General features: G+C 70.9%; 13 protein-coding genes and 2 pseudogenes. 12 read left to right on the forward strand and 3 right to left on the reverse strand.

What is annotated here, in order from left to right:
• Positions 1 to 58: 58 nt before the first annotated feature.
• The 11 genes and pseudogenes from OG974_RS25695 to OG974_RS25745 all read left to right on the forward strand — a co-directional run.
• Positions 59 to 772, forward strand: a pseudogene (locus tag OG974_RS25695) (cytidylyltransferase domain-containing protein); the annotation flags it as partial.
• A 47-nt stretch (positions 773 to 819) separates the two neighbouring features.
• Complete coding sequence (locus OG974_RS25700; protein ID WP_371644592.1) at positions 820 to 1,731, forward strand: N-acetylneuraminate synthase family protein; 912 nt, start codon at positions 820 to 822, stop codon at positions 1,729 to 1,731.
• A 70-nt stretch (positions 1,732 to 1,801) separates the two neighbouring features.
• Positions 1,802 to 2,977, forward strand: coding sequence for a hypothetical protein (locus OG974_RS25705; protein WP_327285042.1), 1,176 nt, complete (start codon positions 1,802 to 1,804; stop codon positions 2,975 to 2,977).
• 137 nt (positions 2,978 to 3,114) lie between these two features.
• Positions 3,115 to 4,359, forward strand: coding sequence for an amidohydrolase (locus OG974_RS25710; protein ID WP_327285752.1), 1,245 nt, complete (start codon positions 3,115 to 3,117; stop codon positions 4,357 to 4,359).
• Positions 4,360 to 4,577: 218 nt separating this feature from the next.
• Complete coding sequence (locus OG974_RS25715) at positions 4,578 to 5,639, forward strand: BMP family ABC transporter substrate-binding protein (protein WP_327285043.1); 1,062 nt, start codon at positions 4,578 to 4,580, stop codon at positions 5,637 to 5,639.
• A 96-nt stretch (positions 5,640 to 5,735) separates the two neighbouring features.
• Positions 5,736 to 7,517, forward strand: coding sequence for an ABC transporter ATP-binding protein (locus tag OG974_RS25720; RefSeq protein WP_327285044.1), 1,782 nt, complete (start codon positions 5,736 to 5,738; stop codon positions 7,515 to 7,517).
• A complete protein-coding gene (locus tag OG974_RS25725; RefSeq protein WP_327285045.1) occupies positions 7,514 to 8,629 on the forward strand; it encodes an ABC transporter permease in 1,116 nt (371 codons plus the stop codon). Before OG974_RS25720 ends, OG974_RS25725 begins: the two co-directional genes overlap by 4 nt.
• Complete coding sequence (locus OG974_RS25730; RefSeq protein ID WP_327285046.1) at positions 8,626 to 9,891, forward strand: ABC transporter permease; 1,266 nt, start codon at positions 8,626 to 8,628, stop codon at positions 9,889 to 9,891. Before OG974_RS25725 ends, OG974_RS25730 begins: the two co-directional genes overlap by 4 nt.
• Positions 9,888 to 10,277, forward strand: a complete 390-nt coding sequence (locus OG974_RS25735; RefSeq protein ID WP_328763430.1) for a cytidine deaminase — start codon at positions 9,888 to 9,890, stop codon at positions 10,275 to 10,277. The genes OG974_RS25730 and OG974_RS25735 overlap by 4 nt, the downstream gene beginning before the upstream one ends.
• 100 nt (positions 10,278 to 10,377) lie before the next feature.
• Complete coding sequence (locus tag OG974_RS25740; protein WP_327285047.1) at positions 10,378 to 11,655, forward strand: thymidine phosphorylase; 1,278 nt, start codon at positions 10,378 to 10,380, stop codon at positions 11,653 to 11,655.
• Positions 11,656 to 11,779: 124 nt separating this feature from the next.
• A complete protein-coding gene (locus OG974_RS25745) occupies positions 11,780 to 12,115 on the forward strand; it encodes an STAS domain-containing protein (protein ID WP_327285048.1) in 336 nt (111 codons plus the stop codon).
• Here the strand turns inward: OG974_RS25745 and OG974_RS25750 are convergent.
• From OG974_RS25750 to OG974_RS25760, 3 genes are all read right to left on the reverse strand, one after another.
• Positions 12,002 to 13,027 (reverse strand): sigma-70 family RNA polymerase sigma factor, encoded by a 1,026-nt coding sequence (locus OG974_RS25750; protein ID WP_327285049.1) that lies wholly within the window; start codon positions 13,025 to 13,027, stop codon positions 12,002 to 12,004. The genes OG974_RS25745 and OG974_RS25750 overlap by 114 nt on opposite strands.
• 83 nt (positions 13,028 to 13,110) lie before the next feature.
• The gene (locus OG974_RS25755; RefSeq protein ID WP_327285050.1) at positions 13,111 to 13,812 is read right to left on the reverse strand and encodes a L,D-transpeptidase family protein; all 702 of its coding nucleotides are present in this window, start codon (positions 13,810 to 13,812) and stop codon (positions 13,111 to 13,113) included.
• A gap of 142 nt (positions 13,813 to 13,954) precedes the next feature.
• A complete protein-coding gene (locus OG974_RS25760) occupies positions 13,955 to 15,241 on the reverse strand; it encodes an MFS transporter (RefSeq protein ID WP_327285051.1) in 1,287 nt (428 codons plus the stop codon).
• Between the two features lie 63 nt (positions 15,242 to 15,304).
• Between OG974_RS25760 and OG974_RS25765 the strand changes: the two are divergent.
• A pseudogene (locus OG974_RS25765) lies at positions 15,305 to 16,261 on the forward strand (LysR family transcriptional regulator); the annotation flags it as partial.
• Positions 16,262 to 16,286: the final 25 nt, after the last annotated feature.

A 16,286-nucleotide genomic window follows, 5' to 3' on the forward strand; every position in this document is an offset into this window, starting at 1 on the left:
TCCGGCTGCGATTTCGGCCGGGCGTTCCGCCGCGGACCCCGGCGTGGAGCCGGCCGTGATCCCGGCCGCGCGTCCCGCCACGGGCACCGCCGGGCGGCCCCGGGTGCTGGCCGTGATCCCGGCCCGGGGCGGGTCCAAGGGAGTCCCGGGCAAGAACCTCGCCGAGGTGGCCGGAGTCCCCCTCGTCGTACGGGCCGTGGAGGCCTGCCGGGGCGCCGCCACCGTCACCGACGTCGTGGTCTCCACCGACGCCGGGCCCATCGCCGCCGCCGCCCGCACCGCCGGGGCCGACGCGATCCGGCGGCCCGCAGCCATCTCCGGGGACACCGCGAGCAGCGAAGCCGCCGTACTGCACGCGCTCGACGCCTTCGAGGAACTCCACTCCCTCACCGTGGACGTCGTCCTCCTCGTCCAGTGCACCAGCCCCTTCCTGACCTCCTCCGACGTCGAGTCGGTCGCCGCAGCCGTCGCCACCGGCGCGGCCGACTCGGCCCTGACCGTCGCCCCGTTCCACGGCTTCCTCTGGCGGGAGGCCGCCGACGGGGCCGCGGCCGGCGTCAACCACGACAAGGCCGTACGCCCCCGCCGGCAGGACCGCCCCCAGGACCTGCTGGAGACCGGCGCCGCCTACGCCATGGACGCAGGCGGGTTCCGCACCGCCCGGCACCGCTTCTTCGGGCGCACCCTCCCCGTCGCCACCGACCCCGCCCGGGTCCTGGAGATCGACGACCCGCACGACCTGGCCCGCGCCCGCGTCCTCGCCCCCCTGTTCACACCCCCTCCGCACCCCCACGCACCGAACGAAGGACCTCAGCTGCCATGACCGTCGCCACCCCCAACTCCCGCCTGCGCACCTTCGGCTCGCGCACCGCCGGCCCCGGCCGCCCGGTCTACGTCGTCGGCGAGATCGGCATCAACCACAACGGCGACCTCGGCAACGCGTTCGCCCTCATCGACGCCGCCGCCGAAGCGGGCTGCGACGCCGTGAAGTTCCAGAAGCGCACCCCGGAGATCTGCACCCCGCGCGACCAGTGGGACATCGAGCGCGACACGCCCTGGGGCCGGATGACGTACATCGACTACCGCCACCGCGTGGAGTTCGGCGAGGCCGAGTACCGCTCCATCGACGAGCACTGCGCCAAGCGCTGCATCGACTGGTTCGCCTCCCCGTGGGACACCGAGGCCGTCGCCTTCCTGGAAAAGTTCGACGTCCCCGCCCACAAGGTGGCCTCCGCCTCCCTCACCGACGACGAGCTGCTGCGCGCCCTGCGCGCCACCGGCCGCACCGTCGTCCTTTCCACCGGCATGTCCACCCCGAAGCAGATCCGCCACGCGGTGGAGGTGCTCGGCAGCGACAACATCCTCCTCTGCCACGCCACCTCCACGTACCCGGCCAAGGCCGAGGAGCTCAACCTGCGGGTGATCAACAGCCTCCAGGAGGAGTACCCGAACGTCCCGATCGGCTACTCCGGCCACGAGACCGGCCTGCAGACCACCCTCGCGGCCGTCGCCCTCGGCGCCACCTTCGTCGAGCGGCACATCACCCTCGACCGTGCCATGTGGGGCTCCGACCAGGCCGCCTCCGTGGAGCCCGGCGGCCTGACCCGTCTGGTCCGCGACATCCGCACCATCGAGACCGCCCTCGGCGACGGCGTCAAGCGCGTCTACGACTCCGAGCTCGGCCCCATGAAGAAGCTCCGCCGGGTCCAGGGCGAACTCGCCTCGGTCTGACCCGCAGCCCGTCCGGTACGACGCCCCACCCGGTACGACGCCCCGCCCCGCCCCTGACGAGGAGTACGTGGTGACCCCCTCAACCTCCACCCTGGCTTTCGTCGAGAGTCCGGTCCAGCTCCTGAACGTGCTGGAGTGGGCGCACGCCGAAGCCGCGTCCCCGCCGGGCGGCACCCCCCTGCTCGACGCCGTCCCCCGCCAACCGGGCCCCCTCGCCTCGCGCACCCCCGGCCCGTCACCGGCGGCGGACCGCGGCGGGGCGGCGTCCTGGCTGCGGATCGTCGTCCTGCCCCCCACCGACCCGATGTCCCGGGGCCAGCTGCGCCGGATGGCGGGGCTGGCCCGGGACGAGGGGTACGAGGTCGCCTGGCAGGAGGCCCGCGGCGGCCGCCTCGCCCCGCTCAAGGCGCTGGCCGCGCTGGCCCGCGACGTGCGCGCGGCCCGCCGGGTCGTCGTCGGCGACCCCTTCTCCCGGTACGTACAGCTGCTGCTGACCCTCGTACGGGCCGAGGAACTCGTGGTGGTCGACGACGGCACCGCCACCATGGAGTTCGTCGCCCAGACCGCCCGCGGCGAACGCCTCGTACGCTGGCACCGGGTCGGCGGCGGAGGCCTACCCGGCCGCCTCCGCGAGCTCGCGTACGCGCCGGTCTCGGCCACCGCCCGGCGCCGCTTCACCCCGGCCGCGGGCAAGGGGCGCCGCGTCGAGGTGTTCAGCTCGATGCCCGTCACCGTCCACGCCGCGATGACGCTGCGCGTCAACGAGTTCGCCTGGACCCGCTCCCGGTTCGGCCCGCCGCGCCTGACCAAGGGCACCGACCTGGTCGGCACCTCCCTCGTGGAGACCGGCGTGGTCGACCCGGCCCGCTACCTGGACGCCGTACGCGCCCTGACCCTGGAGCACGGCGCCACCCGTTACTTCGCGCACCGCCGGGAGTCCCCGGAAAAGCTGCGCCTGCTCAGCGGGGCGACCGGACTGGAGATCGTCCGCCCGGACCTGCCGCTGGAGCTGATCGCCCGGCGCGGGCCGGTCGGCCGAACGATCGTCAGCTTTCCGTCCACGGTCGTCCACACCCTGCCGTACGCGCTGGCCGGTACCGGTGTGACCGTCGCCGTATGCGATGTCGACCCGGCCTGGCTCACCGGCTCCGCCTCGCCGCGGGCGCGCAGCTTCCTCGCCGGGGTCACCGAGACCGCTCGTGATGTGCACAGACTCCCCGCCCAGACAGCCTCCGCGGCCGGATGAGCGCGCGAGTTTACCCCCGGGTGCATCCGGTCATGCGTCCAGAGGTCTGGTTTTTTTCCCCTAACGGCATGAACTTTTGGTGATCCCCGGCCAGTTGAGCCATTCGTGCGCCTACCCTTCAACGGGTGAACCAGTTGATGTCCCGCGAGTCCCAGACCGCCCTGCCCGGCACGCCCGACCGGCCCGAGCTGCCCGGCAAGCTTCCGGACCACCTGCGTGCCGAACTGATCGCCTTCCGCCGGGACTTGCACATGCACCCCGAGCTAGGACACCAGGAGTTCCGCACCACGGCGGCGATCAAGGCCCGGCTGGAGAAAGCGGGCCTACGCCCACGCGTGCTGAAGTCCGGAACCGGCCTGATCTGTGACGTGGGCACCTGGGACGGGGGCCGGCCGATGCTGGCCCTGCGCGCGGACATCGACGCCCTACCCATTCCGGACGCCAAGACCCACGTCGCGTACCGCTCGACCTTCCCCGACCGCGCCCACGCCTGCGGCCACGACGTGCACACCGCGGTCGTCCTCGGCGCCGGGCTGGTCCTCGCCGACCTCGACCGGCAGGGCCTGCTGCCCCGCCCGGTCCGGCTGCTGTTCCAGCCCGCGGAGGAGGTGCTCCCCGGCGGGGCCACCGACGCCATCGCCTCGGGAGTCCTGGACGGTGTGGGCCGCATCATCGCGGTGCACTGCGACCCGCGGGTCGACGCCGGGAAGATCGGACTGCGGACCGGAGCCATTACTTCTGCCTGTGACCGGCTGGAAATCGCTCTCGCCGGCCCCGGTGGGCACACCGCCCGGCCGCACCTGACCACCGATCTCGTGACCGCCGCCGCGCGGGTCGCCATCGACCTGCCGGCCGTCCTGTCCCGCCGGATGGACGCCCGCTCGGGCATGTCGATCACCTGGGGCCGGATCGAGGCCGGGCACGCCTGCAACGTGATCCCGATGCACGCCGAGCTGTCCGGAACGATTCGCTGTCTTGACATCAACGCGTGGCACGAAGCACCCGAGCAGATCCACGCCGCGATCGACGAGATCGCCGGAATGCACCGCGCCAAGTCGGAGATCACCTACGTGCGCGGCGTCCCGCCGGTCGTGAACGACCCGGTGGTCACCGAGCTGCTGCGCGAGTCGATGGCGGCCCGCCTCGGCAAGGAGTCGATCGAGGACACCGAGCAGAGCCTCGGCGGCGAGGACTTCTCCTGGTACCTGGAGCACGTGCCTGGAGCCATGGCCAGGCTCGGTGTGCACACCCCTGGCGCGAGCGCCAAGCGGGACCTGCACCGGGGCGACTTCGACGTCGACGAGTCCGCGATCGGGGTCGGCGTGGAGTTCTTCACGGCAGCCGCACTGCTCGACGGCCGTCGTTCGAGGCCGATCGGGTAAAAATTCTTACAACATCTGAGCGGTTCCTGTCACACCTGTCCAGCCCTTGGTAGACAAGGGCTGGACTCTTGGGGAGTTACCAAACGGTCACTGTCCGATTCACGACGATCCGATAACGACTCATGAACGGCCCTTTAACTGACATCTACGCGCGTTACGATCGCCGCGAAACCAGCGCCGGTCGTGGCGCTTCGGTCAGGTTTTGAAGGAGCCTCCCCTTGCGCCGGATCACCAGGATCGCCACCGTGGGCATCGCGTCCGCGGCGCTGGCCCTCTCGGCCACCGCCTGTGGCGGAAAGAAGTCGTCTGACACCTCCGCCTCCCCCTCGGAGTCGGGCGGTGCCAAGTCCGTTGCCCTCGCCTATGACATCGGCGGTCGCGGTGACCAGTCCTTCAACGACGCCGCGTACGCGGGTCTGGAGAAGGCCGCGAAGGAACTGAAGGTCAAGACCGCGGAGGCCGAGCCCACCGAGGGCGAGAGCGAGGCGGACAAGGTCCAGCGCCTCACCGAGCTCGCGCGCAAGGGCAACAACCCGGTCATCGGCGTCGGCTTCGCCTACGCCCCGGCCGTCAAGAAGGTCGCCGAGAAGTTCCCGAAGACCACCTTCGGCCTCATCGACGACACCTCGGTGACCGGTCCGAACATCGCGAACCTGGTCTTCAACGAGGAGCAGGGCTCGTACCTGGCCGGCGTCGCCGCCGCCAAGGCGTCCAAGACCGGCACGGTCGGCTTCATCGGCGGTGTCGAGGTCCCGCTGATCAAGAAGTTCGAGGCGGGCTTCACCCAGGGCGTCAAGGACACCAACCCGAACGCCAAGGTGCTGTCGGCCTACCTGTCCCAGCCGCCGGACTTCTCCGGTTTCGCCAAGCCCGACCTGGGCAAGGCCACCGCCAAGGGCCAGCTCGACAACGGCGCCGACGTGATCTACGCCGCCGCCGGTCTCGCCGGCACCGGCGCGATCGAGGCCACTGCCAACGCGGGCAAGTGGGCCATCGGTGTCGACTCGGACCAGTACAACCAGGCCGGTCTGTCGAAGTACAAGGACCACATCCTGACCTCGGTCACCAAGGACGTCGCCGACGCGGTCTTCAACGAGATCAAGTCGGTCGAGGACGGCAAGCCGGCGACCGGTGAGATCCGTTACGGCCTGGACAAGAACGGTGTCGGCCTGGCCGACTCCAACCCCGAGTACAAGAAGATGGCCGACGTCATCGCCGCGGTGGAGAAGGCGAAGGCCGACATCATCGCCAAGAAGATCAACGTCAAGACCGCCCCGTAAGGCCGTCCCTGACGTGAAGTAACGGTCTCGGGGTCTGGGAATGCGGTCTCTACCGCTCCCGGGCCCCGAACCGCGTCCGTGACGCTTGTGACCTGCATGGTCACAAGTTTTCACTTTCGACAGTGCTACGCGCGTAGAGGCATCGTGGACGCGATACCTTCTCTCCCCGCCCTGTCCCCCCGCCACAAGGCTTTCCAGCTCCTTCCGCGCCAAGGAGAGTGCGTCATCAACGCGTCCAGCCCCCCCGCCGTAGAACTGCACGGCATCACCAAGCGTTTCCCCGGCGTCGTCGCCAACAAGGACATCGCCATCACCGTCCGCAAGGGCACCGTCCACGCCCTGATCGGTGAGAACGGTGCCGGCAAGTCGACCCTGATGAAGATCCTCTACGGCATGCAGAAGCCGGATGAGGGCACCATTGCCATCGACGGGGAACAGGTCTCCTTCAGCAACCCCGGCGACGCCATCGCCCGCGGCATCGGCATGGTGCACCAGCACTTCATGCTCGCCGACAACCTCACCGTCCTGGAGAACGTGGTTCTCGGCAGCGAGAAGCTGTACGGCATCGGTGCCAAGGCCCGTAAGAAGATCCAGGAGATCTCGGACGCCTACGGCCTCGGCGTGCGCTCCGACGCGCTGGTCGAGGACCTCGGTGTCGCCGACCGGCAGCGCGTGGAGATCCTCAAGGTCCTCTACCGCGGTGCGCGCACCCTCATCCTCGACGAGCCCACCGCGGTGCTCGTGCCGCAGGAAGTGGACGCGCTCTTCGACAACCTGCGCGAGCTCAAGGCCGAGGGCCTGACCGTCATCTTCATCTCGCACAAGCTGGGCGAGGTGCTGAAGGTCGCCGACGACATCACCGTCATCCGCCGCGGCACCACGGTCGGTACCGCCGACCCGAAGACCGCCACCACCAAGCAGCTCGCCGAGCTGATGGTCGGCAGCGAGCTGCCCACGCCCGAGACCCGCGAGTCGACGGTCACGGACATTCCGATGCTGACCGTCAAGGGCCTGACCCTCGCCGCGTCCGACGCCGTCGTCGAGCCGGAGGCCATGGCCCCGACGGCCCCGGAGGACTCCTCCCTCCGCGAGCACGTCGAAACCGGCCGGCTCCTGCTCGACGACATCAGCTTCACCATCCACAAGGGCGAGATCCTCGGCATCGCGGGTGTCGAGGGCAACGGCCAGACGGAGCTCATCGAAGCCCTGATGGGCATGAACTCCGCCGACACGGGCGTGATCACCCTCGACGGCCGCGACATCACGAAGTCGCCGGTGCGCAAGCGCCGCGAGGGAGGCGTCGGGTACATCCCCGAGGACCGCCACCGCCACGCCCTGCTGTTGGATTCCCCGCTCTGGGAGAACCGCATCCTCGGCCACGTCACCGAGGCGCCCAACTCCAAGCGCGGCATCCTCGACCCCAAGGCCGCCCGCAAGGACACCGAGCGGATCGTGCGCGAGTACGACGTCCGCACCCCGGGCATCGACGTCACCGCGGCCTCGCTCTCCGGCGGCAACCAGCAGAAGCTGATCGTCGGCCGCGAGATGAGCCACGCCCCGAAGTTCCTCATCGCCGCCCACCCCACCCGCGGTGTGGACGTCGGTGCGCAGGCGCAGATCTGGGACGCGATCCGCGAGGCCCGTCGCGAGGGCCTGGCCGTGCTCCTGATCTCGGCCGACCTCGACGAGCTGATCGGCCTGTCCGACACCCTGCGCGTCATCTACCGCGGCCGCCTGGTCGCGGACGCCGACCCGGCCGCCGTCACGCCCGAGGAGCTCGGCACCGCCATGACGGGTGCCGCCCGCGGTCACCTGGAAGCCACCGACAACCCTTCCGCCGCTGCCGACGGTGACACGACGGAGGACGAGGCCCGATGAAGAAATTCGACAAGGACCGGCTGCTCCTGGCAGTCGCCGGCCCGGCGCTCGCACTGATCAGCGCCTTCGTACTGACCGTGATCGTCCTGGCGGCCTCGGGCGTCGACCCGATCGAACCGCTGCGCATCATGATCGACCAGGCTGGCTACGAGGACATCCAAGTCCTCATCGTCAACCAGGCGGGCATCTACTTCCTGGCAGCCCTGGCCGTGGCCATCGGCTTCCGGATGAACCTCTTCAACATCGGCGTGGACGGCCAGTACCGTCTCGCGGCGGTGATCTCCGCCGTGGTCGGTGCCTCGGTCTCGCTGCCCGGGCCGCTGCACATCCTGCTGATCGTGCTCGTCGCCATGGTCACCGGTGCCTTCTGGGCCGGCATCGCGGGCATCCTCAAGGCCAAGCGCGGGGTGAGCGAGGTCGTCTCCACGATCATGCTCAACGCCATCGCGACCTCCCTGATCGCCTGGCTGATCCTGCCGAAGAACCTCGGCGTCCAGCCGCCCGGCTCGAACGACCTGACGACCGGCGACATCTCGGAGTCGGGCTGGTTCCCGGCCCTGTCCCTTCCCGGCGGCGACATCTACGGCTTCACCTTCGTGGCCTTCGCCCTCGGCATCGTCTACTGGTTCGTGCTCAACCGGACCCGCTTCGGCTTCGACCTGCGGGCCACCGGCGCCAGCGAGTCCGCCGCGCAGGCCTCCGGCGTGGACGCCAAGAAGATGATCATGACCGCGATGCTCATCTCGGGTGCGGTCGCCGGTCTGACCGGCATGCCGTTGCTGCTCGGCGAGTCCCACACGTACAACCTGTCCTTCCCCCTGGGCATCGGCTTCACCGGCATCACCGTCGCGCTGCTCGGCCGCAACAACCCGATCGGCATCCTCTTCTCCGCGTTCCTGCTCGCCTTCATCAAGCAGACGTCCGCCGGGCTCGACCAGAACGGCTACGCCCAGGAAATCGGCGTGATCATGCAGGGTCTGATCGTGATCGCGGTCGTCGTCAGCTACGAGCTCGTCCGCCGCTACGGCATCCGCCGTCAGCAGCAGAAGGTCGGCCAGGAACTGGCCGCCGGGCACGCCCTCAAGACCGACAACAAGGAGGTCGCGGCGTGAGCACCAGCACCGTCTCCGCGACGAGCGCCGCGCCCAAGAAGGGCGGCGGCCGCCGCAAGCTCACCCTGCCCTGGATCCTGCTGATCATCGCGGGCGGTCTCGTCCTGATCTCGCTGGTCCGGGTCATCTCCGGCGCCCAGGACCTGACCTCCGTCGGTCAGATCTCGGGCACGCTCCAGCTCGCCGTGCCGATCGCCCTCGCGGGCCTCGGCGGCCTGTGGTCCGAGCGTGCGGGCGTGGTCAACATCGGCCTCGAAGGCATGATGATCCTCGGCACCTGGTTCGGCGCCTGGGCCGGCTACCAGTGGGGTCCGTGGACCGGTGTCCTCGTGGGCATCATCGGCGGCGCCCTCGGCGGCCTGCTCCACGCGGTCATCACGGTGACGTTCAACGTCAACCACATCGTCTCCGGCGTGGCGGTCAACATCCTGGCCGTCGGCTTCACCCAGTACCTGTCGAACTTCACCTTCGACAAGGTCCCGGGCGGTTCCTCCAAGCAGTCCCCGCGCATCGACCCGATCACCGAGATCACCGTCCCGGGGCTCTCGGACTGGCTCGGCACGCTCCACGGCAAGCACTGGTTCCTGATCTCGGACCTCGCCGGAATCCTCGGCGGCCTGGTCACCAACCTGTCGCTGCTGACCGTCGTCGCGATCCTGCTGATCCCCGCCACCTGGTGGGTGCTGTGGCGCACCTCCTTCGGCCTGCGGCTGCGCTCCTGCGGTGAGAACCCGACCGCCGCCGAGTCCCTCGGCGTCAACGTCTACAAGTACAAGTACATCGCCGTGATCGTCTCCGGCGGGATGGCCGGCCTCGGCGGCGCGTTCCTCGCCATCGTCTCCACCGGCATCTACCAGGAGGGCCAGACCGGCGGCCGCGGCTACATCGGTCTCGCCGCCATGATCTTCGGCAACTGGATGCCGGGCGGAATGGCGCTGGGCTCGGGCCTCTTCGGCTTCACCTACAGCCTCCGGCTGCGCGGTGGCGCCGAGAACGTCCACGCGATGCTGCTGCTCATCGCGATCCTGCTCGCCGTGGTCGTCGTCTGGCAGCTGTACAAGCGCAAGCACTTCCAGGCCGCCGTCGCCGGTGTGTGCGCCGCCGGCCTGTTCGTCTGGTACGCGCTGACCGACTCGGTCCCGAGCCAGTTCGTCGACGCCGCCCCGTACGTCACGACGCTCCTGGTGCTCGCCCTGTCCTCGCAGCGCCTGCGGATGCCCAAGGCCGACGGCATGCCCTACCGCAAGGGCCAGGGCAAGTGACCGACGTGGACTGGGAAGCCCTGCGGGAGGCCGCCCGGGACGCCATGTCCAGGGCGTACGCCCCGTACTCGGGCTTCCCGGTCGGCGTCGCCGCCCGCGTCGACGACGGTCGCACCGTGGTCGGCTGCAACGTGGAGAACGCCAGCTACGGGCTCGGGCTGTGCGCCGAGTGCGGGCTGGTCTCCTCCCTCCAGGCCACCGGCGGCGGCCGCCTGACGCACTTCACCTGCGTCGACGGCAAGGGCGAGAAGCTCGTCCCGTGCGGGCGCTGCCGCCAGCTGCTGTTCGAGTTCGGTGGGCCGGAACTGCTGGTGGACACCCCGAACGGGATCCTTCCGCTGGCCGAGATGCTGCCGCAGGCCTTCGGGCCGGACCACCTGAGATAGCCGTGCCGACGGCCCTTCGCCCTGCCGGGCGAAGGGCCGTCGTACTTCTCCGGACCCCTCTCTTCACACCCCTCTCTATGCGCGTAGAAGGAAGCACCACATGGACGTCATCTCCGTCATCCGTACGAAGCGGGACCGCGGTGAGCTGAGCCCCGAGCAGATCGACTGGGTCATCGACGCGTACACGCGCGGTGTCGTCGCCGACGAGCAGATGTCGGCGCTGGCGATGGCCATCCTGCTGAACGGCATGAACCGGGCCGAGATCAAGCGCTGGACCGCCGCGATGATCGCGTCGGGCGAGCGGATGAACTTCGACTCCCTTTCCCGTCCGACCGCCGACAAGCACTCCACGGGTGGCGTCGGCGACAAGATCACCCTTCCGTTGGCCCCGCTCGTCGCCGCCTGCGGCGCGGCCGTACCGCAGCTGTCGGGCCGCGGCCTCGGCCACACCGGCGGCACCCTGGACAAGCTGGAGTCCATCCCCGGCTGGCGCGCGCTGCTGTCCAACGAGGAGATGCTGAACGTCCTCGACACCACCGGCGCGGTCATCTGCGCGGCGGGCGACGGCCTGGCCCCCGCCGACAAGAAGCTGTACGCCCTGCGCGACGTGACGGGCACCGTCGAGGCCATCCCGCTGATCGCCTCCTCGATCATGTCGAAGAAGATCGCCGAGGGCACCGGCTCGCTCGTCCTCGACGTGAAGGTCGGCACCGGCGCGTTCATGAAGAACATCGAGGACGCGCGCGAGCTCGCCTCCACGATGGTCGCCCTCGGCACCGACAGCGGCGTCAAGACGATCGCCCTGCTCACCGACATGTCCACCCCGCTCGGCCTGACCGCCGGCAACGCGCTGGAGATCCGCGAGTCGGTCGAGGTCCTGGCCGGCGGCGGCCCCTCCGACGTCGTCGAGCTGACCCTGGCGCTGGCCCGCGAGATGCTGGACGCGGCGGGCATCAAGGACGCCGACCCGGCCAAGGCCCTGGCCGACGGCTCCGCCATGGACGTGTGGCGCCGGATGATCGCGGCCCAGGGCGGCGACCCGGACGCGGCCCTGCCGGTCGCCCGCGAGCAGCACGTGGTCACCGCCCCCGAGTCGGGCGTCCTGACCCGCCTGGACGCGTACGGCGTGGGCGTCGGCGCCTGGCGCCTGGGCGCCGGCCGCGCGCGCAAGGAGGACCCGGTGCAGGCGGGTGCGGGCATCGAGCTGCACGCCAAGCCGGGCGACACGGTCACCGCGGGCCAGCCCCTGATGACCCTGCACACGGACACCCCGGAGAAGTTCGAGTACGCCCTGGCCTCCCTGGAGGGCACCTTCGACATCGCCGCGGCCGGCACGGCGTTCACCGCCACGCCGATCGTCCTGGACCGCATCGCCTGATAGCTGCGGCTTCCCTTCCGGGTGAACGGGACCGGCGGACCCCCGCCGGTCCCGTTCGGCATGCCGGGGCCGGTGCCGACGGCTCGTGCCGATGAGTTCCCGGTGGTGCGGGAGTCATCCCCGCATGGAGACGACCCGCCTCGTGCTGCCCGGACCGAGCCCCACGGCGCGCGACGCCGTACTGCTGTGCGCGCGTCTGTCCCGGCTGTACGAGGACGGTGCGCACGCGGTGGTGTGCGATGCCGGCGCCGTCACCGCGCCGGACCTGAGCGCGGTCGAAATCCTGGCCCGGCTGCGGCTGACCGCCCGGGGCCGGCCGCTGCGGGTGGAGGGCGCCCCGCCCGCCCTACGCGCCCTGCTGCACTTCGTCGGGCTCGCCGAGCTCCTCGGGCAGACCGAAGAGGGGGAACCAGCGGTCGGTGTCCAGGAAGGCGTTGAGCCCGACGATCTTGCCGTCTGAGATCTCCAGGACCTGGAGCGCCCACGGCACGTGCCCCGGCCGCCCGTCCTCCCGCGGCCGGTACTGGCCGAACGCCGGCAGGCCGTTCGCCGTGGTCGGGACCAGGCGGGAGCCCTTGCAGCCGATGCCCTGGTTCAGGTGCCAGGCCGCGATGTCCTCGTGGCCCCGCAGCCACAGGTCGAACGGCGGCATCGACAGCACTGCGTCCTCGTGCAGCAGGGTGGTCAGCCGGGAGATGTCGTACGCCTCGAAGGCGGACAGGTACTGCTCCAGCAGCTTCACCTGCTCCGCGTCCAGCGGGTCCGCCGCATCGCTCTCGCGCACGCGCGTCGCGGACATGGTCGCCCGGGCCCGCTGGAGAGCGCTGTTCACCGACGCCACCGTGGTCTCCAGCAGCGCCGCGACCTCGTCCGCCTTCCACGCCAGCACCTCGCGCAGGATCAGCACCGCGCGCTGCTTCGCCGGCAGGTGCTGGAGCGCCGCCACGAACGCCAGCCGTACGGATTCCTTCGCCAGGGCCATCTCCGCCGGATCGGCGGTCTGCGGCAGCACCCGCCCGTCCGGCACCGGCTCCAGCCAGGTCACCTCCGGCCGCTCGTTCAAGACCGCGGAGGCCTGGTGTTGCGGGGCGCTGAGGTCCATCGGCCGGGCCCGCTTGTTCCCCGCGCTCAGCAGGTCCAGGCAGACGTTCGTGGCGATCCGGTACAGCCAGGAGCGCAGCGAGGACCGGCCCTCGAACTTCGCATGGCTGCGCCAGGCGCGGACGTACGTGTCCTGCACCGCGTCCTCGGCGTCGAAGGAGGAGCCGAGCATGCGGTAGCAGTAGCCGGTGAGCTCGACCCGGTAGCGCTCCATCGCCGCATCCAGGTCGGACTCCGTGGTGGTTCCGGTGCCGGTCGCGAGGTCACTCATGGCTGTCGTCCCCCAGTAGATCCGATACCCCGCAAGCTACCGGAGGGGTCTGACAACGGCAGCCGGACGGCCGCGGGCCCGACCTACGTACCGGGCTTGCGGCCGTACACGAACACGTCCTCGCCCTTGGCCAGCAGGTTCCAGTACGCCTTGGCGTCCGCGAGCCGCATGTTCACGCACCCGCCCGACCCCGGCGGGTTCCACATGCTCTTGTCGACGGAGTGGAAGGCGATCCCGCCGTCGAAGAACTGCGCGTACGGCATCGACACGTCGTAGATCGTCGACCAGTGGTCGATGCTGCGGTAGTAGATCCGCTTCAGACCGGTCCGGGTCTCGGTGCCGGCCTTCCCGGTGCGGACCGGGACCGGCCCGTACTTCAGGGTGGCGCCGTCCTGGACCCAGCTGAGCTGGCGCGTCAGGTCGACGCAGGCGATCCGGCCCAGGTTCACCGGGCACTTCCCGTCCTGGTTCGGCGTGCTGCCCGCCGCCCGCTGCGCCAGCATCACGCTCATCGTCTGCCAGGTCACCGGCCCGGCGTACCCCGCGGTCGGGGTGATGCCGTGCTGCGCCTGGAACGCCTTGGTCGCCCGGCAGTCGGCCGCGGACTGCGCCCCGTCGACCGGCCGCCCCAAGAACTGCTCCACCTGCCGCTGGTACGGCCCCGCGGTCATGTTGCACGAGCCGGCGGCCTGCGCCGCCCCGCCCCCGCCGACCACCAGAGAGGCCGCGAGCGCCACCGCCCCGCAAACCGCCGCCGCCGTACGCCGCTTCGTCCGCATCCGCATGTCGTACTCCCTCCCACCCCGCATTCCTGCCCGGCGGGGAGGGGCAACGCGCCGGAGCCCGGGGCGTCTTGCGCCTCCGGGCTCCGTAAATCACCTCGTACCGATGCCGTACGGACGGATCCGCGAGCGGCGTAGCGGCCGTTCAGCGGACGGCGGCCAGCACACCTGGACGGCGCTGCTGCGCGCGCGCCGCGTGCGAGCCGTAGAGGGTGATCGATACGACGCCGAGCACCGCCAGCAGCGCGATGCCCACCGTCGCCGCCCAGCCCGCCGAGTGGTAGGCGAGCGCGCCGAGCGTGCCGCCCGCGCTGGAACCCAGGTAGTACGCCGACTGGTACAGCGCCGAGGCCTGCGCGCGGCCCGACGTCGCGGTCCGGCTCACCGCGGCGGACGCCACAGCGTGGCCCGCGAAGAAGCCGGCGGTGATCAGGACCAGCCCGACCAGGATCGCGGCGAGCGAGTCCGCGAGGGACAGCAGCAGGCCCAGCGCGGTCGTGGTCACCGCCAGGTACAGCGCGCCGCGCCGCCCCGTGCGGGCCACCAGCTGCCCGGCGGCGGCCGAGGAGACCGTGCCGACCAGATAGATCAGGAAGATCGACCCGATCACGCCCTGCCCGAGGGAGAACGGCTCGTCCACCAGCCGGTAGCCGATGACGGTGTAAACGGCGCCGAAGACCGTCATGAACAACGCGCCGATCCCGTACAGCCGCAGCAGCAGCGGATCGCGCAGATGGCCGGCGACGGTCCGGCCGACCGCGCGCGGGTTCAGCGAGGCCGGGCGGAAGAACCGGGCCCGGGGGAGCAGGACCAGGAAGGCGCCCGCGCAGGCCAGCGCCATGACGCCGACGGCCAGCAGCCCGCCGCGCCAGCCCCATGCCTGGGCCGCCCAGCCGGTGACGAGGCGGCCGCTCATACCGCCGATGGAATTGCCCGCCACGAACAGGCCGATCGCGCCCACCAGCGCCTTCGGCTTGACCTCCTCCGCCAGGTACGCCATCGCGGATGCCGGGATGCCGGCGATCGCCGCGCCCTGGACGGCGCGCAGCACCACCAGCCACTCCAGGTTCGGCGCGAACGGCACGAGGAGGCCGACGCCGACGGCGACGATCATGGAGATCGTCATCATCCGGGTCCGCCCGAAGCGCTCGGAGAGCGCGCTGAGCGGCAGGACGAACAGGGCGAGGGCGCCGGTGGCCGCGGACACCGTCCAGCTGGCCTGACCCGCCGTCACCCCGAACCCCTCGGAGATCGCGGGCAGCAGCGCCTGGGTGGAGTAGAGGAGGGCGAACGTCGCGAGTCCGGCGGCGAAGAGCGCGAGGCTCATCCGGCGGTAGCCGGGGCGGCCGGGGGAGTGGGGCTGCGGTGCGGCAGGGGACGGCGGGGTGGAGGCACCCGTGATGACGGGTGCCCCGGTATGAACGGGAGGCATGCAACGACCGTAGACCCGCCCCGTTTCATGCGTCCAATGCACAGAATCGCGATAATCGATCCACTGGCGCATCAGTGCAGTTCAGAAGGGTGCCTGTCGATGAACCGTTACGTAGAAGACATGGAAGTGACAGGGTTGCTGGCCCCGCGACTGGCGTACTTCGCCGCCGTCGCCCGCCACGAGCACGTCACCCGCGCCGCGCACGAACTGGGCGTCCCGCAGTCCACCCTGTCCCGGGCCATGGTCCGGCTCGAACAGGACCTGGGCGTCACGCTGTTCGCCCGCAAGGGCCGCACCGTCGCCCTCACCACGGCCGGGCGGACCTTCCTCGCCTCGACCGAGCAGGCCCTCGCCGAAATCGCCCGCGCCGCCGAGTCGGTGCAACAGGACGCGGACCCGGCCTTCGGAAAGGTGGCGTTCGGCTTCCTGCACACCCTCGGCCCCGAGACCGTGCCCGGCCTGATCCGCGCCTTCCGCGCCGACCACCCGCGCGTGCGCTTCTCCCTGGTGCAGAACTACGGCGAAGCCATGCTGGAGAAGCTGCGGGCCGGCGAACTCGACCTCTGCCTGACCTCACCGCTCCCCGACGCTCCCGACCTGCTCGCGCGCCGCCTGGACGAGCAGCGGCTGCGGCTCGTCGTCCCCGACGACCACCGCCTGGCCGGCCGCAAGCGCATCCGCCTCGCCGAGGCCGCCGAGGAGACCTTCGTGACCCTGGAGGCCGGCTACGGGCTGCGCCGCATCACCGACGACCTGTGCGCGGAGGCCGGGTTCACCCCCCGGGTGGCCTTCGAGGGCGAGGAGGCCGAGACCCTGCGCGGGCTGGTCGCGGCGGGCCTCGGCGTGGCCCTGCTGCCGCCGCCGGCGGTGGCCCGACCCGGCGTGGTCGAGCTGACGGTGACGGCCCCGCGCGCGGTCCGCGAGATCGGCGTCGCCTGGCTCGACGGCCACCCCGACACCCCGCCGGTCGCCGAGTTCAAGCGGTTCCTGCTGTCCCGGCGCGGCCGGCTGATCCCGGAGCTGCACGGCGGTCCCGGGCACCCCG

This window comes from Streptomyces sp. NBC_00597, from assembly GCF_041431095.1.
GTDB lineage: Bacteria > Actinomycetota > Actinomycetes > Streptomycetales > Streptomycetaceae > Streptomyces.